We start from the raw sequence: 23,804 nt of genomic DNA, 5'->3' as shown, positions 1-23,804 counted from the left end.
AGGGGGGAAAGAGGAAACTATAGTACCCAACGTATTAAATTTAACTGCAATTGCTTTGTTTAACTTTTCGTTACATTACATATTTAGGAATTTTCCTGCCCACTTACTTACATTCTCCGCCACGATTAGCTATGCTGTGAATAAAGACTCAGCTACAACTAGGAAATAGCTATGTCAGAACCATCATCTGCAAAAGATTGCCGCATCGATCTACGAGTCACTCAAGAACAAAAAGAAATATTAGAACGCGCTGCGAGTCTTAAAGGAATTTCTTTGAGTGCTTATACACTTATTCATGTTTTGCCTGCTGCTAAACAAGATATAGACGCTAATGAAAGGTTAGTACTATCGAATCGCGATCGAGATTTGTTCATGTCCGTGATGGAAAATCCACCCCAATTGAAGGGGAAACTCAAATCTGCTATCCATAAATATAAAGATAAGTATGGTAAGTGATAGCGAGGCGAGATGGAATTTTTTCCCAATTGATAAGCAATATCGAAGAGATACTTTCGATTGCGGTTATGCAATTTTAAATGATTATCTCAAGAAATATGCGCGGGAAAACCATAATAAAGGAATTGCCAAAACATTTGTAGCAATTCCAGCATCAGGAAGCTCTTTATCGTGCTGTTCGCGCTGCTCAAGAAATTGGCATATTTGCTGTGAGAGTTGATGCTATAGATTTGCAAGCAAAGGCTTTTTATCTTAAGTATGAGTTTATTCCTTTTCAAGACAATGAACTTTCACTATTTCTGCCGATGGCAACCATAATGAGAGAGTTTCAGTAAATCGCAAAGTTTTGATCAAGGGCGATCGCTTTTCATCAGGCTGGGGAAGGTTAAAGTAGCACCATAGTGATTTTATCGAAGTTAGTTAGGGATTGTGGGTGAAAAGAGCGATCGTTTTTTTTAATAAAGATTCATTCTTCTGAGTCTTCTTTGTCGCTTTCAGCCGCTTGACGTAGTGCTAAAAACGCTTCTTTTAACGGTTGGTTCACAGCACTTGCAGGTTCATCAAGTACCAACTGTTGATACGCCTCCAGAAAATCCATTCTTAATCTATGGAACAGATGTAAGAAATGACGCAGAAAACTGATGCAGTCCAGCACTACAAATTCAATTCCGCCGATGCGTTCATAAATTCCTGCGGCATAGTCTTTAACAGATAGATCAATCTGCTCTGTAGTTATGAATATGTAGTTATCAATTTTTCGAGGAGAATTCCTGATTTTTTGTATAGCACGGTTAATATCATCCACCGTAACCTTTTTCATTTTCATTTCGTAGCTAGTTATTACATTCTCATTGTTGAGAAGCATAATCTCAACATCTCCCAGTGCTCCTGTCTGCTCATCGGCTGCATTATGAGTTGCAAGAGGCAGAGCCAGTTGTCCCAAGTAACTGGAAGCGGCTGTGTAGGCAGCAGCCACGATTAAGACTGGCAATCGACTGGAATTAGGACAATTTAAGTGCTGCTCAATCAACTTCACAATTGCTTCACTAGAAAGCGGAATAGCACCTTTAAGAGTTTTCAAATTTGCAATCAGGCTAGCAATTCGCTGACGATTTTCATTTCTAATTATTAAGAGATATCTAATAGTTTCAGCAAGTATATCTTCAGCAAATACTTGACTTTGATGAACATTATCAAGTATTTGAAGTACAGTCTTGTAAAGAATCGGAGGTTTACCAACTAAATTGACTTCTGGTGTAAGAACAATATTCCTGTTGCGAAGCGCTGGTGTAAGAAAAGCTGTTGTTGGGTTACATGGTAGTTCATGTTTATTGATAAAGCCTGTTATATACGCTTCATCATATGTACGACCTGAATAACAGTCTGAATCACTAATTTCGGTATAGGGTTTGCGAATATCTAGATTTGATCTGTGAGATTTTGCCAAACAACAAGCTAAAAGTAACCGAATACCTGCTCTATTTTGAGGGTTACGACACACAAATTCTACATGCTTAGAAATCACAGCATCATTTATAACTGGTTGTGTTAAATCACCAACAACCTTTTCAAAAGCTAAATCAAGGATAGCTGCTGGGGTTGACATTGAGATTCAGCCTTTTCTAGATTTTTATCCACAAATTTTGTTTCTACATTCTCAATGTCGTAATTGATCCATAACACTTCTGTTCTTAATCCTTTTGTAGAATGGCAAGCTTTTGTTGGTGCTACGATCGCTTTCCAATCGCCATAAAGTTCTGCCATCAAATCGCATTGATAACCGGAGATAGCAACTTTGCCTTGAATATTGTGAAGAACATAACTTAGTTCTCGATGCGCTTCATCTTTCATTTCGTAAGCATAAGCTTGACTATCTCCTCTTGAAGCGTGTGGGTAGGGAGGATCACAGTAAAACAAAGTCTCTTCAGAGTCGTAACGTTTAATCACTTTAATTGCTGAGTCATGCTCAATCTGCACTCGTAAAAGCCTTTGAACAATCTCAGAAAGATCCTCTACACTTCCTAACCATCTTGAGACTGCGCCAGCCATACCTGCACGGCTTGTTAGTTTACAATGTGCCCATCTCCCAGAACTTGCTTTTTGTGCTAAACCAGTTCTCACCTGTCTAGCCCTGATAAAAAATCTTCTAGCTCTTTCAAACTCAGATAAATCCGGGGTAGGCTCAGATATTGCTATCTCAAATTCTTCACGCGAGAAAGGAGTTAGACCAATAGCTTCAATTAAATTTTCTTTTTGTTCTCGTAGTACACGAAAAAAATTTACTACTTCACCGTCTAAGTCATTATATGTTTCAACAGGTGAAGGATTGCGATTGAGCAAAACCGCCGCCGAACCACCAAATGGTTCACAATAATGTTGGGCATTTGGCAACAGAGGTAAAAGCCAATCAAGATGGCTGAATTTACCACCATACCAGCCAAAAGCTATCAGCTTACTTTTACCCATTCTTTTATCCTTGTAGGCTTTGCGTTTCAGAAGAGATGTCTAAAATACTATGGCATAAAAGCATTAAATCAGCGATCGCTTAACCTCATCCTTCTATATCACCACTTTGGGCTTCTGGTTCCACAAGCTCAAACTGCACTTTGTTGTATAACTCTTGCAAGGAAATTTCAAAAGGTACAGTTACAAGTGCGATCACTTCATCTTCTTCATAGTATTCACGCAATGCCCATTGCTTTTTACCAGTTTTGGAATATTGCTCTACATAAATCCGGTTTTGGTCAATTAATAAATATTCTTGGAAGGTGGGAATTGACCGATAAGCCTCAAATTTATCGTCGCGGTCATAGGCTTTGGTAGATTTAGACAATACTTCAATAATTACCTGTGGATTCAGTATTACATCTGTGCGGTTTTTGTAGCACTCTACTTTACCTGCCACAATCATCACATCTGGATATGTATAGATCTGCTTTTGAGGTATCCACAAACGCAACTGAAAAATAAAAACTTCGTAATCTAGTTTTTTAAATGCAAAATTTAGCGCAGCCGCAAAATTTCCACCAATCAAATTATGATTGACAGATTCATGCGCCATTGGAATTATTTGCCCATTAATATATTAACTTTTGTAATCAGCCCCTGCCTCTAGTTCTAAATATTCCTCTGGCGTGTAGTATCGCTGTTGTGTGACTTGCATAATTTTGTTGGGTAGCGATCGCATTCAACGAACAGTGTGACGTGGTTATCCCCACAATCTCCTTCCAGCTTTGCCATTTAATCTTTCGTGGCTATCTTCCAATAAAGCTGGAATATTTAACTCTTCAGGACACCTGGGTAAACAATCACCGCATTCTGTACAACGGTTGGCTTTCATTCCCGGAAACCAGTGACCAGCATTTTCAAACATTCCATAGCGATATTTGCCGTAATCTGTCATGTCGTATGCCACAGCTAGATTACGTAACCGCAATACCTCTGGAATATTAATCTTTTCTGGACAGGGTAAACAAGCATAGCACTGACTACACTTATCAGTTTTCAAGGTAGTTTGTTGTTGACTTTCTAAACGTTGGAAAGCAGCAATTTCTTCTGGCGTAAGTTCATCAACACTGTCAGCAACTTGCAAAGGTTCAGTCAATTCTTCTGGGTTGGCTGGCCCTACACTCAAGGTAGTAATACGGGAGTCACTAAGTAGAAATCGATAATTTAACTCTAAGGGTGAAAATGGATGACACAAATCTTTCAAGGTTTGGGGTGGTGTGTAAAGTCTTCCCCCTTTATCCGCAGGAGAAATGATAAAAATTCCCATGTCTTTTTCCGCTGCTAGCTGAATCGCTGGTGCATGGCGTTGGAAAAAATAGTAATAATGCAGATTGACAAATTCAAATAAATCTGTTTTGATCGCCGCCAGAATGAGATCTAATGATCCGTGGGTGGAGAAACCAACATGACGCACTCGACCATCTGCGATCGCTTCCTGTACAGCCTGGATACAACCAGCTTGCACCAACTCCAAATGTTCCCAAGTGTTTAAGCCATGAATTCCTAAGCAGTCAACATAATCTAGCTGCAATCGTTCTAGGGATTCATCAATGTGGCGACGCATGGTATCAGCATCGGCTGTAGGCGGAATTTTGGTAGTGATGTGAAGCTGGGAACGCGGTACAGATAACCCAGCTTTGGCTGCTTTGCCAAAAAACTCTTCACTTTTGCCGTAGCCTCTGGCAGTTTCTATATGATTAATTCCTAACGCCAAAGCTTTTTCGATGGTTTGCTGAGCATTTTCTGCATCAGCTAGGTAGCGCATTGTTCCCAAAGAAAAAACTGACAGGTGTAGATTAGTTTTGCCAAAGCGTCGATAATGCATAACTTATACCGTTTCACTTGAAGTTTGATACAAATAGGCAATAGGAGAGCAGAGATAAAATTATTTGTATCTATATATTGAGTGAAATGATATTACTATAAATATCAAAATATACTTTCTTTCCTTCTGCCTTCTACCTCCTACCCTCTGCCTTTCCTCTGTGAAAATTTAAGAAGAAAAAATCAAGAAATTGTGTGCTTTTCTGAATTCTTTCTTCTTATTTCTTTATTGTTTATTCTGTTGTTTCTTTTTAGCTCAGTAATTAGCACTTCAGTAATTTTCTAACTTTCGCCATTACCAAAGCGTTTGATCAAATCTTCAGGACGGAGATTAGAAATAAATTCACGGAAGGCTTGTTGTTCTGCTTCATCGGCATCACGATCGACGGGGATAGAAGCATCGGCAATTACTTCTTCCATTACCCAAATTGGGGCATTGGTACGAAGCGCAATGGCGATCGCATCGCTAGGACGCGCGTCAATTTCTTTTGTAGTCTCACCGTGCTTGACAACTAACGCTGCATAAAATGTATCCTTTTGCAAGGAATGAATAATTATCTTCTCTAGAGTCAAGTTCCATGTCTCTAAAATATTCACAATTAAATCGTGAGTTAAAGGCCGTGGAGGCTTTTGACTCTCTATTGCTCCCGCAATAGCCCTAGCCTGTTCCTGACCGATATAAATTGGCAAAGCACGGCGATCAGAAGCATCTTTCAAAAGAACAATTGGGCTGCGGGTTATGGCATCTAATGCTATGCCAGCGACTCTCATTTCAATCATTGGCTAAGCCTCTACGCTCCTTGGAGTACTTGGTTAATAAGTAACAAATAATACCCTTTATGGGTTAAGCTAGGGACAGGAATAAACATAGGCATTTGTTCTCTATAATTGCTTCTATTAAACTCCGAACTTGATGTGAACACCAGAGTAAGTCAAAGTGGTCTACTTAGACAATATCCTTCTTACCCAAGTATGCCTTGTTCATGATGCTAATGTGATAATATCCCTATCTTAAATAACGTCAGAAAATATACTCTGATTTTGCTACATTTATGGAGGAAATTACGAGTGGATTTTAGGCAAAATTAGGCAATAAATAGAGTTACTTTGGCAAAAAAGCTGTGTTTACAGGATTGATCCAGGCTTTAGGAAGCATAAAACCCTTAGGGGGAGATTCTTGGCAAATTACTTGTGTAAGTCAGTCATCTGATTTAATTATGCAGGATCTGGCTTATGGCGATAGTATTGCAGTTGATGGCGTTTGCCTAACAGTGGAAGAAGTTTTAAAGGATGGCTTTATCGCCACTGCATCACCAGAAACTTTGCGCCGCACGACTTTAGGAGATGAGGAAACACCACAGAAATATGTCAACCTAGAAGCGTCGTTGCGGGTAGGAAGCAAAGTCGGCGGTCATTTTGTTATGGGTCATGTAGACGGCGTTGGTCGTATGGTGACAGCAGAACAAACAGCGACTTCTTGGGAAATGACCTTTACAGCATCTGAGGCGATCGCACGGTACATTGTTCCCAAGGGTAGTATTGCCATCAATGGTATTAGCCTCACAGTAGCGGCATACGAGCCAGAAATCTCCCGGTTCACAGTGTCGGTTATTCCCCTCACCTACGCCGAGACCAATCTCCGCTATTTGGTTTCTGGCAGTTTGGTCAATCTCGAAGGAGATATTCTCGGCAAATATGTCGAAAAATTTCTTTATTCTGGCAAAGCAAACCCCAACGCTGGGGATGATTTCAGTTCTAATGGAATTACACCTGCATTTTTAGCAGAACATGGCTATGTTTAATTGAGGATGGGGCATGGGGCATGGGGCATTGGTCAAGAGTCATTAGTTATTTCTTCCTCCCCCTGCTCGCTGCTCCCTGCTTTTTCTCCCTTGTCTCCCATTCCCCAATTTAACTGCCTGGTTGCTTAGTTAACTGAGCCGTCTGTAAGCCTTGCACCAACTGACTCAGGGCGGTATTTAATTCTACACCTGGGTCAACTGCTACCCAGCCGGTTGCTGTTAGATGGCGGACTTCAAAGTGCAGGTGAGGCCCTGTAGAGTTACCAGTAGTACCAACTTGTCCAATTACAGTTCCTGGTTCTACCCACTGCCCGGGTCGCACAAAGATTTGTGACATATGACCGTAGAGAGTTTGTTGAGCAGAACTGTGGTTAATTACTACGGCTAAACCATAGCCACCCATCCAATCAGCACTCTCTACTTGACCTTTGGCAGCGGCTAAAACTGGTGTACCCATAGGCGCGCCTAAATCTGTGCCAGCGTGGAAGCGGCGATCGCCTGTGATGGGATGAATTCGCCAGCCAAACAATGAGGTGATTGGTGCTGGGATAGTCAGGGGAAACATCATTCCCTGTCCACTATAGGCAACTCTGCCTGCATAAGGAATTTGCGGTAATGTTGATGCAAGTGGGAAGTCGTAAGCAACAGTACTAGGACGGGGCGCAACATTACCATCTGCCATTGGTGCTGGCAAAGTACCCGCACTCGGCGCGATCGGTGTTTCACTTACTCTAGTGGTGGAAAAATCGCTGGGGTTAGGAATAAACCGATTCGGATGATATTCGCTCTTAGTGACACTAGCCGCGATGCGAGTAGCAACATTATCAGCAGGAACTTGAGGACTGCGCCATCTGCTGCCATTACTAGTAGTTGCTATAGGTCTAACGACTGGAACAGTTGCTAACCTAGCTGTTTGACTTCTTCTCAACCAACTGGGTGATGCTTTGCTATTACCATCAGCTACACGCTGATTGCTAGGTGTTTTAGCACAAAGACTGCCTGATATAGCTTGCCCTGTCGGCAAAGTTGCTCGACAACCACTCTTTCGTTCGGTAACGATCACAGAATTAGGTGCTTGATAAGTGCCACCAAGTTTGTAATCGTTGGGGTCAATATAGGCGTTATTGTAATCCTTCGGTTTTACTTCTGTGCTACCGACAGGGCTGTTGGAATTATTGGCTGGTTGAGCAACCTCTGGGAGTTTCTCAGGTAAAGTGCGTAACGGCGCAGGTGTAGCTACTGTCGCTTTGGGTCTTTCTTGGTTGACCTTAGCTGGCGCAACCTGCGAAGTTTCTACTTGCGGTTTTGAGCGTCTGATCACAACAGGCTCAGCAGCTTCAATTTTCGGTTTTGACTGCCTGACTGGCTGTGATGATTGGGATACATCTTCCCTATGCAATCTCTTTTTGAGTCTGGTTCGCCGTTCGGAAAACTCTACCTGTGGTCGAGTTACTTCTGGTATTACAGTATCTTTTTTAACTGGATTTGTGACTGCGGTTGGTTGAGAATTTTCAATAGTAGGAACGATGTTATCTATAGATGTTTCCGTTTGCGCTAACACCAAGCCGTTACCTAGGAGGCTAAAGCTACTGAGCCAACAAAGGCTCTGTGCTGGTAGCGTAGAAGCAAAGCGTTTTGATGTCACTGGCAAACGTTTATGGGCAGAGTTATTGGGCTGCGTCATTTGTTCTCTCAAATTTTGTGTAAATAGTCTAAACAGAATGATGCCGGTGGTTTGTCTTGCCCAAAGAGCGAAATTGTGAACAAACCTAAAATTTAAACCGAAGATTTTTGGTAACCCAAACTGATTGTACCGGGTTCAATGTAAATTTCTGGTGTGATTATTTCCTTTGTATTATAAGCTTCTAGATTAACTCGTAAATTACCCTGAGGGGTTACCCCGACTATAGTGCCTGCCAGATTATTAACCTGTATGCGATCGCCCATATTCGTCAGTAAATCTAGATAGTGAGATAAGAGTATGTTTACTCCTTCTTCACAAAGGCACTCAATACCGGATTCTATTCCCAATAAAACCTTCGAGGTTAACATTTCTAGACAAGAAATTGGTTTTGAAGGCTGGGACGCTTGCCAACATTCCAAGTTGATTCCTGTTTCTGGTACTGGGTTTGCCCAGTTAATGCCAACACCAATTACTGCTTGAGTGATTTTTCCTTGATTTACTTTGGTTTCAGTCAAAATACCGCCTAGCTTGCGACCATTTAAAACTAAATCGTTAGGCCATTTAATTCCAACGTTGACACCACAGTTTTGCAATTGAGCCGCAATTCCCCAAGCGCTAGCCAAAGTTAGTTGGTAACTGTCTGTAGCTTCTAGTTTGGGGTTCACCGCCACCGAAACATATAGTCCCCCAGTAGCAGAAATCCACTGACGACCCCATTGTCCGCGCCCAGCAGTTTGCTGAGTGGCAATAACTACACATCCTGGTTGAGCACCCTGGTTCAGCAAGGTCCAGAGAGTTTGATTAGTTGAAGCTACACTATCAAAAATGTGTAAAGAAAATGGTAAACATGAATACTGACGCCCTGCTTTCAGGGCTGCTGACAAATATTGCAAATCAAATCCCACGCAGTTAACCCAAATCCCGTTGTTCAAGTTAGCATTAATTGGCTGATTCTGATTTTCTGTTTAGGTTTGGTTCACGATGCACACTTGGCACTGGCGCAATTGGCAAGGTATGCCCTACCTTACTTGTAGTCTTTTAGAACCTTGGCAACACGGTTTCTTTACCCATCCGTTTTGGCCGCGTTCACCACAAGAGTTAACAAAGGTGCTGCACCCAGAGGCATCAGTTTATCGCTTGAAACAGGTTCATGGCAATACTGTTCTCACCCCACAAGAAATTGATAGCAAGTTAAGCACAGCCGGGGATGATGATTCTGCTTTAGCATCAGCAGATGGTTTAGTCAGCGAGAAGCCTTTGCAAGCAGTGTGGGTCGCCAGCGCTGATTGTACACCTGTGCTGATTGGCGATGTCAAAACCGGACAGGTAGCAGCAATTCATGCAGGGTGGCGGGGTACTGCCAAAAAAATTGTCCCGCAAGCGATCGCCCGGTTGAAAGCACAAGGTAGTAAGCAGGAAAATTTGCGGATTGCGATGGGCCCCGCGATCGCTGGGGAGGTTTACCAAGTCTCAGTAGATGTGGCTGCGGAAATTGGCTACAGCATTGTCCCCTATGAAGACGAACACAAGATTGTCGATGCTTTGCATGAACTACCCAATTCTCCCCTAATTACCGACCCTGACCCTGTTAAAGTCCGGGTGGATGTGCGACGGGTAAATGCTTTACAAATAGAAAGCCTGGGAATTAGCGACGAACAAGTTGCGATCGCTCCTTATTGTACTTACCAAACTCCAGAGCATTTCTTTTCTTACCGTCGGGAACAACAGAAAAAAGTCCAGTGGTCTGGAATTGTGAGTTTTAATTCAATACGGTTCAGTTAAGGTGATCAGAGTTCTCATCTGTCGAACAAAAACCAAGATTTGGGGGAGAATCCCCCAAACCCCCGATTGGGGGACGGTTGCGTCCCCCAAGCCCCCTCCAAAATAATTGTTCGGTTTTTTGTTTAGTAATTATTTGTGAACTTTGTTGTCAATGAATTTTCTTAACTGAACTGTATTGAGTTTTAATTAGTCGGAGAATGCAACGAAATATTAATGCATGGAAAGCATGATTTTCTATTAATTTATCATACGAAATCATGCTTTTCTGAATATTGTAATTAGCAATTAACCGCAGCTTCATGCATTGGTGGGCAATGCCCACCACAACAAAAATATGCAAGAATTTGCCACCCTACGAAGTAATTTTCATATATTGCAACTAACCACCGTAAATTCTCTTTTCATAACCTATCCATTCTTTCTCTCGTAGAACGTACTTTTGAATTTTGCCAGTGCTAGTTTTGGGTAGAGTCGTAAATTCAATAGTCGTAGGACATTTAAAAGCAGCAATTTGATGGCGACAAAATTGAACTAATTCTTGTTCTGTAACTTTTACTCCCTCTTTCAGGGTAACAAAGGCTTTAGGCACTTCACCTCGCTTGGCATGAGGTATGGCAATAACAGCGCACTCTAACACGGCTTCATGGCGGTAAAGACATTGTTCAACTTCAATACTAGAGACATTTTCGCCACTAGTAATGATGATATCTTTCATGCGATCGCGTACCTCAATATAACCATCGGGGTGCATCACTGCTAAATCGCCGCTATGAAACCATCCTCCTCTAAATACCCTTTCGGTTACTTCTGGGTCATTATAATAACCTGTCATCACCATATTGCCTTGCATCACCACTTCCCCCATAGTTTGCCCATCGGCAGGCACATCATTCATATTTTTATCTACAACTCGTAAACCATCTGCACCTATATAAGGTAAGCCTTGACGTGCCATAAGTTTTGCTTTTTCTTCAATTATTAAATTGTCCCAATCTGATTGGTATTCGCAAACTGTATAAGGGCCATAAACTTCCGTCAAACCATAAACATGAATAATTTTTGCGCCAATTTCGGTGATTTTGGCAATCAATGTTGGCGAAGGTGGTGCGCCTGCTGTAGTGATAGTTAGAGGTTTTTCTAATAATTGCGGACAGCCTGGATGGTTAACAAGGGAAATTAAAATTACAGGTGCAGCATTTAAGTGAGTTACTTCCTCTTGTTGAATTAACTTCCAAACATTACCAGGGTTAAATTTACGTAAACAAATATGAGTACCACCAATAGCAGTTACCGCCCAAGTAAAACACCAACCATTGCAGTGAAACATGGGCAAAGTCCAGAGATAAACTGAGTTAGGCGTTAATGTTGTCTCAATTATTTCTCCTAAAGAATTAATATAAGCACCTCGGTGGGAGTACATTACACCTTTGGGTTTACCTGAAGTTCCACTAGTGTAATTAATAGAAATTGTCTCCATTTCATCTGAGATTACCCAAGATAAGGGTGTAGGATTACCAGTTTGGAGAAAACTTTCATAATCCTCACCATCTAAAGGTTCAAATCCTTCTACATCACTAATATTTATTATATGTTTGACGGTTTCTAGATTATTTTGAATCGGTCGAATTATATTTGCTAATTCTGTATCAACAAAGAGGAACTTAGCACCGCAATCATTCAAGATATAAGCGACTTCTTGGGGAGCTAACCGAGTATTAATAGATACTAAGACACCACCTGCTAAAGGCACAGCAAAATGGGCTTCTAGCATAGGGGGAGTATTGAAACAAAAAAAAGCGATGCGATCGCCTTTTTCAAGTCCAGCATGACGCAGCGCTGAGGCTAGACAATTTATCCGTTCTGCAAACTCAGCATAAGTGAAGCATTTTTGATTATATATAATCGCAAGTTTATGACTATAGGCTTTAGCATTGCGTTGAATAAAAGTTAAAGGTGTGAGAATGCTGCGATAAACTGCTTCAGGGTTCATGGCTAATGCTAATAGTTAACATTCACGATTAGGAGCATACCATAATATAATGCTGCGAATATTAATGCATAAAAAGCATGATTCACTATTAATTTTTTAGACAAAATCATGCTTTTATAAATCTTGTAATTAGCAATTAACCGCAGCTTCGCGTTTTGGTGGGCATTGCCCACCCTACAAAGTTTTATTTGTTGACTATCTAACGTTTCTCACCAAAAAATTGGGCTGTCCACAGCTTTTTTGAGAACTCTTCAATATTTCTGCACTACAAGCGCCGGGTTTACCATCTTTAGAATAGCAAAAGAATACTTCTTGCAAAAACCTTCCTGAACCAGAACAGTAAGGCGCTATGCCATCAGCGACTAATTCACTATTAGAAATTACAAATGTATTTTTTAGCCCTTGAATTGTAGTGCGGAAGGGTTTGTTGGGACGGTTATAAGCCGTAGGAATAGCGACAGATCCTTTTAATTGTTTAGATAATGCCAAATATTCTTGGGGAGTTTTACCAGAACAAGTACCATGTTTTTCCCATTCATGGCTATACAGCTTATCACTAGGGAATAAACCCGGAAACTGCTGCTTTACTTGTAGCGGTAATTTTTCAGTAGAACAGTTAGCAGGATAACCTTTTTGGTACTGGGGCCATAGACCATGTAATACAAAACCGAGTTTCTTGCCTGATTTGCATTGTTGTTGATCGCGATCGCCATTATTTGCGCAATAATCTGGTGACCAGGATAAAGTCAGTACGTAAAAATCAAACTGACCAGGAGTCCCGCGATTTTGGGCACTGACGGCGTTAGGTATAGCAAAGCTAGTGATGGCTAAGGAAGATGCTACCAGGAGTTTCTTGATCTGCATATTTACAGTCAGTCTTTGTGTAATTGAAGTTACGCCATATACATTAACTCAGTTCACTAAAAAATATAAAGTTACTGAGAAATTGCAATCGCAGGCATTCACTATCACACTTGTTTCTGGCAAAATGCAAGTAGTACTGCTGAGTATCTCCACAGAGTTGAAAAAAGCTCTATTCTGGGCTTTTAAGTGTTTTTAGATAGGAGATTTATTCACGCTGTACCGTAATACTGCGCTGCTTTTGCGAAATTGATCAACACGCAACTGTAGTAGTTATTTTATGGTTTGTGCATCCTCAAAGCTTGGATAACTAAAATGAAGACAAAGAGCAAAGTTGATATTTGGTGGAGATACATTCTCTTATTTACGGCGCTTTTAGTTTCAAAACCAGCTTTTCATTTTGTTAACCAGGCATTACGAGGACACCCACTCGATGTTCACTATTTCTTAAGCGAACTTTCACCAAAGAAAGTTTTTTCAGGGGGACTTGATAATGGGGATGGCGGGGCGGACTGGAAAATAGGCAAGCCAAAAGCCACAATCTGGAATGCCGAACAGTTACGTTCTCTACCAGATATTAGAAATTTTGCCCTAGAACTAGTAAATCGCGATCGCGAGTTAAACAATTTGCAACCTTTGCAGGAAGATAGTTTACTTTCCCAAGCAGCACAAGGTCATGCAGAGGATATGCTGGCTCGCAATTATTTCAATCATACTTCTCTGGAAGGTAAACGTCCCCGCGATCGCTACCTTGGGGTTGGTGGTAATCCTGATGTTGGCGTTGGCGAAAACATTCTTAAAGGCCATGCACAAGGTTTTGGTTTAACTTACGGAGAAGCTGAAAAGTTTCAACGCGGTTGGATGTACAGTAATGGACATCGGGAAAACCTCCTGACTGCTGAATACACCAAATTTGGTTATGGGATTGCAACTGGGGTAGATGGTCGGATTTATGCAGTGCAGATGTTTGCAGAATAGATCTTTTAGGGGGAAAGGGGTAAAGGGGAAGGGGAAAGAAAAAACCTTTAACCCTTACCCTTTAACCTTTTCCCCAAACCAAATACCAGTTTAAAATCCTATCTCATATCGTAACCAAACAAATTTGGGTCAACTTCACCTAATTGTAAATCTGCTAAACCATACTCCGCCCAGCGTCTATCAACCATCGCCGCCACATCTGGATCTGACTCCAGTGGCGCGCCCCATTCATGATCGGTTTCTGGAGGAATTTTGGTGGTGGCATCAATTCCCATCCGCCCACCTAAACCAATTTTCTCACTGGCAAAATCTAAAGTATCAAAGGGTGTATTCGGTAAAATAAACACATCCCTTGTGGGGTCAACTTTAGAACTAATTGCCCACACAACTTGACGCGGATCGCGAATATTGATGTCTTTATCAACCACAATCACAAACTTAGTGTAAGTAAATTGTGGTAAAGCACTCCAAAACGCCAAAGCTGCGCGTCGTGCCTGTCCGGGATATGCTTTATCAATAGAAATAATTGCCGCTTTGTAACTCAAAGCTTCCATTGGTAAGAAGAAATCGACAATTTCTGATACTTGTTGCCGCAGAATGGGGGTATAAATCCGATTTAGGGCGATCGCCATCATCGCTTCTTCTTTGGGTGGACGACCGCTAAATGTTGTTAAGTAAATCGGGTCTTTGCGGTGTGTCATACATCCAAAGCGAATCAATGGTGAATCTTCAACACCACCGTAATAACCCATGTGGTCGCCAAATGGCCCATCTGGTAAGACTTCCCCTGGCGTAATTGTCCCTTCTAAAACAAATTCTGAATCTGCGGGAACTTCCAAATCTACGGTTTTGCACTTTGCTAACTGCACCCCTGAACCACCGTAAAGCCCAGCAAACAACCATTCTGATAAATCTACAGGTATAGGTGTAGCAGCTGCCATGATAATTAAGGGGTCTACACCAAGTGCGATCGCTATTTCTAATTTCTGACCACGTTCTGCGGCTTTGCGCAAATGTCTTGCCCCACCTCGCACCGATAACCAATGAACTGTCATCGTATTTTTAGATTGCAGTTGCAAGCGATACACGCCCACATTTGGCGTACCTGTCTCACAATCTTTGGTGATTACCAGCCCCAGGGTAACAATTTTTCCCGCATCGCCTACATAAGGACGTATCAAAGGTAATTTATTTAAATCTAACTCTTCCCCTTGAACCACCACTTGCTGACAAGCGGGGAAAAAGTCCCGTCCTGGTTTAGCTTTGATCACATCAAATAGCACTTTACCAAAATCGATCGCTTGGGAAATCTTCTTAGGCGGTTTAGGTTGTTGCAGCATACTCAGCTTTTTACCTAAGGTTTCTAATTCCTCTGGATGCTGCATATTCATTGCCCAGCATATCCTTTCTACAGTTCCCATCAAATTTACTGCTACTGGGAAGGATGCGCCTTTGACATTTTCAAACAATAACCCTGGCCCACCTTTTTGCAGCATCCGGTTAGAAATCTCAGCTATCTCTAAATCTGGATCAACTAAAGCTGAAATCCGCTGTAATTGTCCTCTTTCTTCTAGAATTTTGATGAATCCCCGCAAATCTCTCGCCATTGTTTTAGTAAAACTGAATAATTAAGAACTGTGAAGCGCTTTCTTATATTATTAGTCATTCTTCGCTTTATATTCCCGATCGCAATCTTCAGGAGTACCAAGTACTGAGTACTGAGTGCTGAGTTCTAAGTGGGGATCTCACTCATTACTCGTTACTCGGTACTCAGCACTATTTCGGACACTGCTAGGATTCGCTAGTTCGCCCTATCTGTTTGAGGCTGGGTTGTACTTAACTACAACTTAACCTATTTCTTTACTTTTCTTAACTACTGATGACGCACAATTTAGTTAACCTAAATAAGGATAAAGCATTATTTATTACAAATAAGCGCTAACCTGATCAAACATGGCCAGAATATACGACACTTCCCTGGCAGGCGGTTCATTAAAGTAACCTCTGCTGGGTTTATCTATTTTTCCATTTACTTGTGCCAGAAAAGACGTTTACTTCAGGTTCAAGCTAATAATTCCAGAAAGCGATGATTGCTGTAGTGTTGTTTTAAATAGTGAGTGGTGAATTTGCGATCGCAACCACAGCAGTCAGCGATCTAAAATTCACTCATTTACAGACCCCAAATCTCAATCTCTATTACCCAAAACGTCCACTTACATAGTCTGCGGTTTTTTTATTTGATGGGTTATTAAAAATCGCTTCTGTTTTATTAAATTCCACCAACTCACCCAAGTACATAAAGGCCGTATAGTCAGAAACACGGGCTGCCTGTTGCATACTGTGAGTTACAATCAAAATCGTGACTGTTTCTTTAAGTTGAGCAATTAACTCTTCAATACTAGCGGTGGCGATCGGATCTAGAGCAGATGTTGGCTCATCAAACAAAACAATTTCCGGATCAGTTGCTAAAGCACGAGCAATACAGAGTCGCTGCTGTTGACCACCAGAAAGATTAGAAGCTAAATCACGCAATCTATCCTTGACTTCATCCCACAAAGCTGAACCACGCAAAGCTTTCTCAACTTTCTCATCAATAACTGCGCGTTTAGATTCACCTCGCACCCTCAAACCATAAGCGACATTTTCGTAAATTGACTTGGGGAAGGGATTAGGTCTTTGAAACACCATACTGATCCGCATCCGCACTTCAATTGGATCGACCTTATTACTCAACAAATTAATTCCATCCGGTTCTAAAGTGATTTCCCCTCGGTAACGATTTCCAGGGTAAAGGTCGTGCATTCGATTGAAACAACGCAACAGAGTAGTTTTGCCACATCCAGAAGGTCCAATCAGTGCCGTTACCTGTTTATCACCTACCGGCAGATTAATGTCCTTGAGGGCGTGGACTTTGCCAGCATAGTAAAAATTGAGATAATTAACCGCAGCTTTGATAGGTTTTTCTAAAGTTGAGGATTTTGCTTCTACCATTTGATTTTTTTACGTAAACGATAGCGGAGAAAAATGGCTATAGCGTTCATCGCCAAAGTCATGCCAATTAACACAATACCTGCGGCGGCGGCGTTCACCTGAAATGCTTCTTGGGGACGAGACACCCAATCGAACATTTGAATTGGTAGAACGGTGAAAGGTGCTAACAACCAGGCAAAGGAGATAAAGGGAAACTGTCCTTTAATGGGAGCATCTGGTAAGAAAGCAATAAACGTCAGTGCGCCTATAGTGATTAGAGGTGCAGTTTCACCAATAGCCCTTGCTAAAGCCACAATAATTCCAGTTAGGATGCTACCAGTTGAGTAAGGTAGAACGTGATCCCAAATCATTTGCCACTTAGAAGCACCTGCTGCATAGGCAGCTTCGCGGATAGTATTAGGGATAGCACGCAGCGCTTCACGAGTAGTTACAATTACCACCGGCAACACTAATAGCGCTAATGTCAATCCCGCAGTCACCACACTGGGGCCAAGCTTGAAACCATAGACAAATAAACCCAAAGCCAACAGACCATAAATTATTGAGGGAACGCCAGCCAAATTGGTGACATTAATCTCGATTAAATCGGCTATCCAATTTTTCTGTGCATACTCTTCTAAATAAATCCCTGATGCTATGCCAATGGGAATTGCAGCTGATGCTGTCACCAACATTACTAAAATTGTCCCCACCCAAGCCGAGAGGATACCAGCATTTGCTGCCCTGCGGCTGGGAAAGGAAGTAAAAAATTGCCAAGAAAGACGTAGCACCCCATCACTAATTAAGTCAAATATGAGTGCGAATAGGGTGACAATTCCAATCAGCATCGACAATAAGCCAATGATGCTGAAAATATATTCGGCAAGCTTGTTGCGATGGATAATATTGCGGACTTGCCGCATATTTTGCGTGGCCATATCAATAAATTTCTCGATAGCGCTTGGCAAGAAAATGACCGATGATGTTAAATACCAAAGTCATCAGTACGAGAGTGAGTCCCACAGCAAAGATAGTCTCGTATTCCAGACTGCCATGCGGTAAATCACCAAGGCTGACTGCAACGATATAGGCAGTCATAGTTGCGGCTGGTTCCATTGGGTTAAAGGTGAGGTTGGGTTGCCCACCAGCCGCGATCGCTACTATCATCGTTTCACCAACTGCACGCGAAATCCCCAAAATGTAAGCTGCTGATATCCCAGAAATCGATGCTGGCAATACGACTCGCAAGGCTGTTTGCAAGCGGGTAGCACCTGTTGCATAAGAACCTTCACGCAGATATGCAGGCACTGCACGCATTGCATCTTCACTCAGCGAACTTACATAGGGAATAATCATAATCCCGATGACTAGACCCGCACTCAACATATTAAAACCAGGTAGTTCTGGTAGTATTTGTTGCAACAAAGGTGTAAGAAACAGTAATGCAAAATACCCATAAACTACTGTCGGAATGCCTGCCAATAATTCTAAAGCTGGCTTGACTATCTCTCGGACTATCGGTGGCGCAAATTCACTCAGGTAAATGGCAATAATTGTACCTAGTGGCACTGCTACTAATAAAGCAACCGCTGTAGTAACTAAAGTTCCTGATACTAAAGGCCAAATCCCATAGTGTTTGTCATCAAACAATGGTGTCCATTGGGTATCTGTAAGGAATTCCCACAAAGAAACTTTCTGAAAAAATAGTATGGATTCGTAAACTAAAATCGCAATAATCGCTAAGGTAGTTGCTACAGAAGAAAGTGCCGCCAGAAACAAGACACACTCAATTGCTCGTTCCCGGAAATTCCGTAATAGTTTTGGAGAAAGTCGAGTTGGTTTTGCACCAATCATGTTAAAAATGTAGCGATCGCTTTTTAATGATCGAGTTCAATTAATCCCAATTCTCTGTAATACTTGCACTCAATTAGCAAGCCTGACGATTTAGGCTTCTAGATTGAGGGCAATAATGTACAGCCTTACACAGAATTGGTACAAGGCAAAGAGAGGTAAAAAACCTCCCTTTGGTAAATTATGAATTTTAAGCCAATTTAAAATTCAGAAGTTTATTCTTTGGCGTCACGGCTTAGTAACTCGTTAATCTTTAAACCAACTGCTTCTTTACCAGCAAATACACTGCCAAATCTCTTTTTATTGAAGTGACTTTGGGCGGTGGTGTAAGCCGATCCTGGTAGGGCAACGTATCTTACCTCTTGAGAGAATTTAGCAGCATTCTGTAAATAAAATTGGACAAACTGCTTCACCTCTGGTTTATCAATAGACTTAGAACTGACATAGATAAACAAAGGCCGAGATAGGGGAGTGTAAGTGCCATTTTTGACAGTAGCTTCCGAGGGCAACACACCATTAATAGACACAGCCCTCAGTTTTTTGCTGTTCTCTGCATAATAGGCGTAGCCAAAGTAACCAAGGGCATTCTTATCACGGGAAATACCCTGTACAAGTACATTATCGTCTTCGCTAGCAGTAAAATCGCCCCGGCTAGACTTAGCTTTGCCAACAACAGCTTCAGTAAAGTAGTCAAAAGTACCAGAATTCGTACCAGGACCAAACAGCTTCAAAGGTGTATTGGGGAATCCTGAACGGACTTGGCTCCAGTTACTGACTTTACCTTGTGCCCCTGGCTCCCAAATCTTCTTGAGTTCAGCTACTGTCAGATTTTTTGCCCAGTTATTTTGAGGGTTAACAACAACTGTCAAGGCATCATAAGCTATTGGTAGTTCTACATAACGAATGCCATTAGCTTTACAATCAGCGATTTCTTTCTGTAAAATGGGACGAGAAGCATCTGATATATCAGTCTCACCGCGACAGAACTTTTTGAAGCCGCCCCCCGTACCAGAAATCCCAACAGTAACTCGAACTCTACCGCCTTGAGACTTTTGAAATTCTTCCGCAGCAGCTTCAGTAATTGGGAAGACGGTACTAGAACCATCAACCTTAATTGTGCTGACACTTTGGGACTGAACCGCAGACATTGATAAACCAAAGGTGGCGCTTACCAATGAAATTACACCTAAGACCGTCAAGCTATTAAGCTTCAAGTTCATTTTATTCACCAGGATACTCCTCATTTGTCGGACGTTTAACTGCCGTCCAATCAATCCAAAACCACAAGAATTTTTTAAATTTAAGAGTTAGTGAACATATTTAGTTAGCTGTTCACTACCTGAAATTTGACTTACTCAGGTAATATAAAAGTTAACTAGTGGTTATAGGGAGGATAACTTGTAATAGCAAGTAGAATGCTTGTTTGTTAATAGCTTGATTGTTTCTTTAAAGCTCAGATGAAATTAACGCAATATCTATTTAAGGATTTCTAGCAAGCTCTACCGTTGAGAATATTTTGCTTCTATCTTTAATTTTACAAATACTTTACAAATATTTTCCTAATAAAATAGTAGAAATAACCTCATAGAGAAAGATATTTTTGCTGTTCTGCTAACTCAAGTTTGACATCAATGATTTTGTGACCATGAGCAAATTAGTCCCAGCCATAAAAGTCAGCAATTTTAGTTTTTATTACGATGATAAAAAGATACTTGAAGATGTATCAATAGATATTTACCAAGACAAAGTGACTGCAATTATTGGTTCTAGCGGTTGTGGTAAATCTACTTTTCTTAAATCTCTTAATCGTATGAGCGAATTAGAAGGACAAGTACAGATTGAAGGTAGAGTAGAATTTTTTGGTCAGAATATTTATGAGCGCCGTGTTAACTTAAATCGGGTGCGCCGTCAAATTAGTATGGTATTTCCAAAACCAAATCTCTTTCCCATGAGTGTTTACGATAATGTTGCTTATGGGGTAAAACTTGTAGGATGGCGTCCGAAAGCAGAATTAGATGAAATTATAGAATTTGCTATTAGAAGTGCTGATCTCTGGGATGAAGTAAAAAATAAACTGCACAAATCGGCTTTAGAACTTTCTGGTGGTCAACAACAGCGACTATGTATTGCTCGTGCTTTAGCTGTCAAGCCAAAAGTTATTTTGATGGATGAGCCTTGTTTTGGACTCGATCCTGTTGCCAGCATGAAAATTGAGGAGTTGATCCAAAGTTTACGCTCTGAGCTAACAATTGTAATTGTTAGCCATAATATGCGGCAAGTCACTCGCATTTCAGATTTTACTGCTTTCTTTCACAGCAATGAAAATCGGATTGGTAGCCTGGTTGAATTTGGTACTACTACTAAAATCTTTACTAATCCCTTAGATTACCGCACCCGCGACTACGTTTTAACACGTCTAAATTAATGTGTCTTTTTTTGTCATTCTGAACAAAGCTAGTATTTACTGCAAGAGAATTATTTAGGATGCAATTGCTTCTCATCAGTCTTGGTAGCAAACTCTTGACAGAACTAGCAGATCTAAATCATTTGTGAGCAACAAAAAAAGCTGAGATGCTTGTAAAAATTACTTTTATACCCAGTAATTTTTCAAAACTGATCAGCTAGGATTGTTATATTACCAATCCTAACTCTACAGGCTAAATTCAAGCTATAGCTTTAGGCAGTTTCACGGATATCAAATTGTTTTTTGCCTAGATATAACATTGGTAGATTATCGTATTTCACGATGATTTGAATCAGTCTGTCTTAATATATATTATTGTGTTAGCTATGCCACATGACGAGCCGTTGCTGACTAACCATGAGAATTTGCAAATAAATATTATCGCATCCTATGTTTGTCAAGCTATTATTTCTATTCAAGAGCAGCAGCCAGAATTATTAAACGAAAAATACAAGCATGTTCAGTGGCGTAGCAATAGTATTGAATCTAAGTTCGCAGGAATACTGAGCCAAACGTCAGACTGGAATGCATTAACTCAAAAGTTGGATGGATATCTAAAAAATTGGCTCATTCCCGAATCTTTTAATTCACCAATATTAATAGAATTACTGCATAAAGTTCATCAACTTAATCCTTTTAATCCTCAAATAAATTATTTAGATAGCACAGGTAGTTTCAAATATGTAGAATCATCCGAAACATTTATGCCTGCTGCTAATGTTGTTTCTTTACAGCAGACAGGAATAGCTATTTTGCTTTTGGATGCAGAAAACTTAACAATCAACCATGAAACCGAACAGTTTTTAACTGAAGTATGCCATTTTCCTCTTCAAGTAAAGATTGCCTTTGCTAACTGGCGCAGTATAAGTAAAAAACTCGATGTTGAATTACATAATCATGGCTACGATTTGATTCATGTTCCTGCTGGCCAAGACCATGCTGATGGCAAAATGATAGCTTTTGGCTCATCTATCCATGAACGTTACCCAAATGCCAAAGAAGTTTTTGTCTGTTCGTCAGATACGGTTATGACTAACTTATGCAATCATATTCAGCAGAATGGATTAATAGTGTATCGCGTTAGCAAGCAGGGAGAGACTGTAACAGTATTTAATTCTTTTACTGGCAAGTCTCTCATCAGCATTCCTGTTTTACCAGATGAAATTTCATCAATTGACAAATTTATTCACCAATTGAAGATTTTAATAAAAAAAGAGCAAATAAATAATCAAACCTTTTGGATTAAGCTCTCCACGATCTCACAAAAATTTAAAGATAAATATAAAGTAAGTATTAGCCAAGTTGTTTCTAAACATTTGCCAGGGAAAAAGGCTAGAGATATTTTTATTAACTATCCTGCTGATTTTGTTATTCATCAAATCGAGCCAACTTCTGGATTATATGTAACCCTCTTAGAAGTTAATCCATCACAGGCGACAGATAGCAATAATCAGGCTCAGGGTAGTAGCAATCCAGAGTTTTTATTACTAAATATTAATACAAAAGCAGACCTGGAACAAGCACTCATGAATCTTATAAAGAATTTAACTAAGAAATCATCTGAAAGTTATGTTAACGCTGAAATTTTAGCTAGCGAATTCAATAAAAAATATAGTAAATCAATTACTCAACAAATGAAAAGTTTGCATATAAGTGGTACTTTTATCCAATTTTTACAGTCTAGTGGTTGTTTTATACTCAAGCAAGCAGACAAAGGATGGAAAGTAAGCAACGCTTAAATTTCAATATCTCTGTAAAAGTATCCTGTAGAATTAGCTACCTGTTGATTTCTTTCCTTTAAGTTGTTACCTACCTTCCTAGAAGTAACAATACGTGAGATAATTTTAATAAAAATTAACGTTTGCTTCCCGCCGATGCTAAGACTATTTACTGACTTCGACGGCCCCATTGTTGATGTTTCTGAACGCTACTACCGTGTTTATCAATTTTGCCTAGAGAAAACCCGACGCCCAGATCAATCAGTGCGAGAACTGCCTAAAGTAGAATTTTGGCAACTAAAGCGATCGCGGGTTCCGGAGAAACAAATTGCTTTAAAATCTGGGTTAGACGAAGCGCAAGCAGTAGAATTTGCACAATTGCGGCGGCAAACAGTGCATACAAAACAGTACTTTCAATACGATAGCCTTGTATCTGGTGCTGTGGACGCACTGTTAAAAATTCAAGAAGCTGGAATCGATTTGGCCGTCATGACAATGCGCCGTGTTCGGGAACTAGACTATGCTTTCCACAAATTCCAATTAGATAGATTCTTCCCAGAGAATCGCTGTTATTGCCTGAGTAACGACTATGTGAAAACCCGAGACATTGAAGATAAGCCTTTATTGATGGCACGGGCATTAGAAGAACTACCTGCTGTTGCTGATAGCTGGATGGTGGGGGATACAGAAGCTGATATCACTGCTGCCAAAAAACATGGTATTAAAGTGATCGCAGTGGAGTCTGGTATCCGCGATCGCGCTCAATTAGAACTTTACCAACCCGACTTAATTGTCCGGGATTTGAGCGTTGCTGTAGACCTTATCGTAGAAGGTAAACTTACCGATCAATAAGGTCTATATATTAGACCTCTTGCATGAATCAAGAAAAAAGAGCAAGTTCATAGTTAATCAGTCC

The 23,804-nt window shown here is 40.7% G+C and carries 20 protein-coding genes and 1 pseudogene; 7 read left to right on the top strand and 14 right to left on the bottom strand.

The annotated features are described in order from the left end of the window. Window positions 1–171: 171 nt before the first annotated feature. The gene (locus BV375_RS22005; protein ID WP_086764220.1) at window positions 172–456 is read left to right on the top strand and encodes a DUF1778 domain-containing protein; all 285 of its coding nucleotides are present in this window, start codon (window positions 172–174) and stop codon (window positions 454–456) included. A 466-nt stretch (window positions 457–922) separates the two neighbouring features. On the opposite strand, the gene BV375_RS21995 is transcribed toward BV375_RS22005, so the two are convergent. The 5 genes and pseudogenes from BV375_RS21995 to BV375_RS21975 form a co-directional block, all read right to left on the bottom strand. Further along, entirely contained in the window at window positions 923–2,062 is a 1,140-nt protein-coding gene (locus BV375_RS21995) for a restriction endonuclease, SacI family (protein ID WP_143842163.1), read from the bottom strand. Next, entirely contained in the window at window positions 2,032–2,922 is an 891-nt protein-coding gene (locus tag BV375_RS21990; RefSeq protein WP_086764218.1) for a DNA adenine methylase, read from the bottom strand. The genes BV375_RS21995 and BV375_RS21990 overlap by 31 nt, the downstream gene beginning before the upstream one ends. An 85-nt stretch (window positions 2,923–3,007) precedes the next feature. Beyond that, a pseudogene (locus tag BV375_RS21985) lies at window positions 3,008–3,619 on the bottom strand (Uma2 family endonuclease). Window positions 3,620–3,664: 45 nt separating this feature from the next. Continuing rightward, window positions 3,665–4,789 carry an aldo/keto reductase gene (locus BV375_RS21980; protein WP_086764216.1) on the bottom strand — a complete coding sequence of 375 codons (1,125 nt, stop codon included), beginning with the start codon at window positions 4,787–4,789 and terminating at the stop codon, window positions 3,665–3,667. Window positions 4,790–5,070: 281 nt separating this feature from the next. Further along, the gene (locus BV375_RS21975) at window positions 5,071–5,568 is read right to left on the bottom strand and encodes a bifunctional nuclease family protein (RefSeq protein ID WP_086764214.1); all 498 of its coding nucleotides are present in this window, start codon (window positions 5,566–5,568) and stop codon (window positions 5,071–5,073) included. A 341-nt stretch (window positions 5,569–5,909) separates the two neighbouring features. On the opposite strand from BV375_RS21975, the gene BV375_RS21970 reads away from it, so the two are divergent. Further along, window positions 5,910–6,590, top strand: a complete 681-nt coding sequence (locus tag BV375_RS21970) for a riboflavin synthase (protein WP_086764212.1) — start codon at window positions 5,910–5,912, stop codon at window positions 6,588–6,590. 109 nt (window positions 6,591–6,699) lie between these two features. On the opposite strand, the gene BV375_RS21965 is transcribed toward BV375_RS21970, so the two are convergent. Together BV375_RS21965 and BV375_RS21960 are read right to left on the bottom strand one after the other, a co-directional pair. Next, complete coding sequence (locus tag BV375_RS21965) at window positions 6,700–8,274, bottom strand: M23 family metallopeptidase (protein ID WP_086764210.1); 1,575 nt, start codon at window positions 8,272–8,274, stop codon at window positions 6,700–6,702. Window positions 8,275–8,366: 92 nt separating this feature from the next. Then, a complete protein-coding gene (locus BV375_RS21960) occupies window positions 8,367–9,179 on the bottom strand; it encodes a biotin--[acetyl-CoA-carboxylase] ligase (protein ID WP_086764207.1) in 813 nt (270 codons plus the stop codon). Between the two features lie 76 nt (window positions 9,180–9,255). Here BV375_RS21960 and pgeF point away from each other — a divergent pair, with 76 nt between their 5' ends. Further along, a complete protein-coding gene (gene pgeF, locus BV375_RS21955; protein ID WP_086764205.1) occupies window positions 9,256–10,056 on the top strand; it encodes a peptidoglycan editing factor PgeF in 801 nt (266 codons plus the stop codon). Window positions 10,057–10,435: 379 nt separating this feature from the next. On the opposite strand, the gene BV375_RS21950 is transcribed toward pgeF, so the two are convergent. Both BV375_RS21950 and BV375_RS21945 read right to left on the bottom strand, forming a co-directional pair. Next, on the bottom strand, window positions 10,436–12,046 hold the full coding sequence (locus BV375_RS21950) for an acyl--CoA ligase family protein (RefSeq protein WP_086764203.1): 1,611 nt from the start codon (window positions 12,044–12,046) through the stop codon (window positions 10,436–10,438). A gap of 195 nt (window positions 12,047–12,241) precedes the next feature. After that, the gene (locus BV375_RS21945) at window positions 12,242–12,910 is read right to left on the bottom strand and encodes a ribonuclease (protein WP_086764201.1); all 669 of its coding nucleotides are present in this window, start codon (window positions 12,908–12,910) and stop codon (window positions 12,242–12,244) included. A 312-nt stretch (window positions 12,911–13,222) separates the two neighbouring features. On the opposite strand from BV375_RS21945, the gene BV375_RS21940 reads away from it, so the two are divergent. After that, complete coding sequence (locus BV375_RS21940; protein WP_086764199.1) at window positions 13,223–13,885, top strand: CAP domain-containing protein; 663 nt, start codon at window positions 13,223–13,225, stop codon at window positions 13,883–13,885. Window positions 13,886–13,983: 98 nt separating this feature from the next. Here BV375_RS21940 and BV375_RS21935 read toward each other — a convergent pair whose 3' ends face one another. The 5 genes from BV375_RS21935 to BV375_RS21915 form a co-directional block, all read right to left on the bottom strand. Continuing rightward, on the bottom strand, window positions 13,984–15,492 hold the full coding sequence (locus tag BV375_RS21935) for a UbiD family decarboxylase (RefSeq protein WP_086764197.1): 1,509 nt from the start codon (window positions 15,490–15,492) through the stop codon (window positions 13,984–13,986). Between the two features lie 589 nt (window positions 15,493–16,081). Next, window positions 16,082–16,876 (bottom strand): phosphate ABC transporter ATP-binding protein PstB, encoded by a 795-nt coding sequence (gene pstB, locus BV375_RS21930; RefSeq protein ID WP_086764195.1) that lies wholly within the window; start codon window positions 16,874–16,876, stop codon window positions 16,082–16,084. After that, window positions 16,870–17,793 carry a phosphate ABC transporter permease PstA gene (gene pstA / locus BV375_RS21925; protein WP_086764193.1) on the bottom strand — a complete coding sequence of 308 codons (924 nt, stop codon included), beginning with the start codon at window positions 17,791–17,793 and terminating at the stop codon, window positions 16,870–16,872. Before pstA ends, pstB begins: the two co-directional genes overlap by 7 nt. Window position 17,794: 1 nt before the next feature. Continuing rightward, window positions 17,795–18,709 (bottom strand): phosphate ABC transporter permease subunit PstC, encoded by a 915-nt coding sequence (gene pstC / locus BV375_RS21920; protein ID WP_086764191.1) that lies wholly within the window; start codon window positions 18,707–18,709, stop codon window positions 17,795–17,797. A 212-nt stretch (window positions 18,710–18,921) separates the two neighbouring features. After that, window positions 18,922–19,935 (bottom strand): PstS family phosphate ABC transporter substrate-binding protein, encoded by a 1,014-nt coding sequence (locus BV375_RS21915; RefSeq protein ID WP_086764189.1) that lies wholly within the window; start codon window positions 19,933–19,935, stop codon window positions 18,922–18,924. Window positions 19,936–20,351: 416 nt separating this feature from the next. Between BV375_RS21915 and BV375_RS21910 the strand changes: the two genes are divergently transcribed. The 3 genes from BV375_RS21910 (at window position 20,352) to BV375_RS21900 (ending at window position 23,740) form a co-directional block, all read left to right on the top strand. After that, the gene (locus tag BV375_RS21910; protein ID WP_086764187.1) at window positions 20,352–21,131 is read left to right on the top strand and encodes a phosphate ABC transporter ATP-binding protein; all 780 of its coding nucleotides are present in this window, start codon (window positions 20,352–20,354) and stop codon (window positions 21,129–21,131) included. A gap of 365 nt (window positions 21,132–21,496) precedes the next feature. Then, the gene (locus BV375_RS21905) at window positions 21,497–22,909 is read left to right on the top strand and encodes an NYN domain-containing protein (protein WP_086764185.1); all 1,413 of its coding nucleotides are present in this window, start codon (window positions 21,497–21,499) and stop codon (window positions 22,907–22,909) included. A gap of 135 nt (window positions 22,910–23,044) precedes the next feature. After that, complete coding sequence (locus BV375_RS21900) at window positions 23,045–23,740, top strand: HAD family hydrolase (protein WP_086764183.1); 696 nt, start codon at window positions 23,045–23,047, stop codon at window positions 23,738–23,740. Window positions 23,741–23,804 lie beyond the last annotated feature (64 nt).

The sequence above is a fragment of the Nostoc sp. 106C genome, assembly GCF_002154725.1.
In the GTDB taxonomy this organism is placed as follows: Bacteria; Cyanobacteriota; Cyanobacteriia; order Cyanobacteriales; family Nostocaceae; genus Aulosira.
This window is presented reverse-complemented; position numbering and strand designations above follow the sequence as displayed.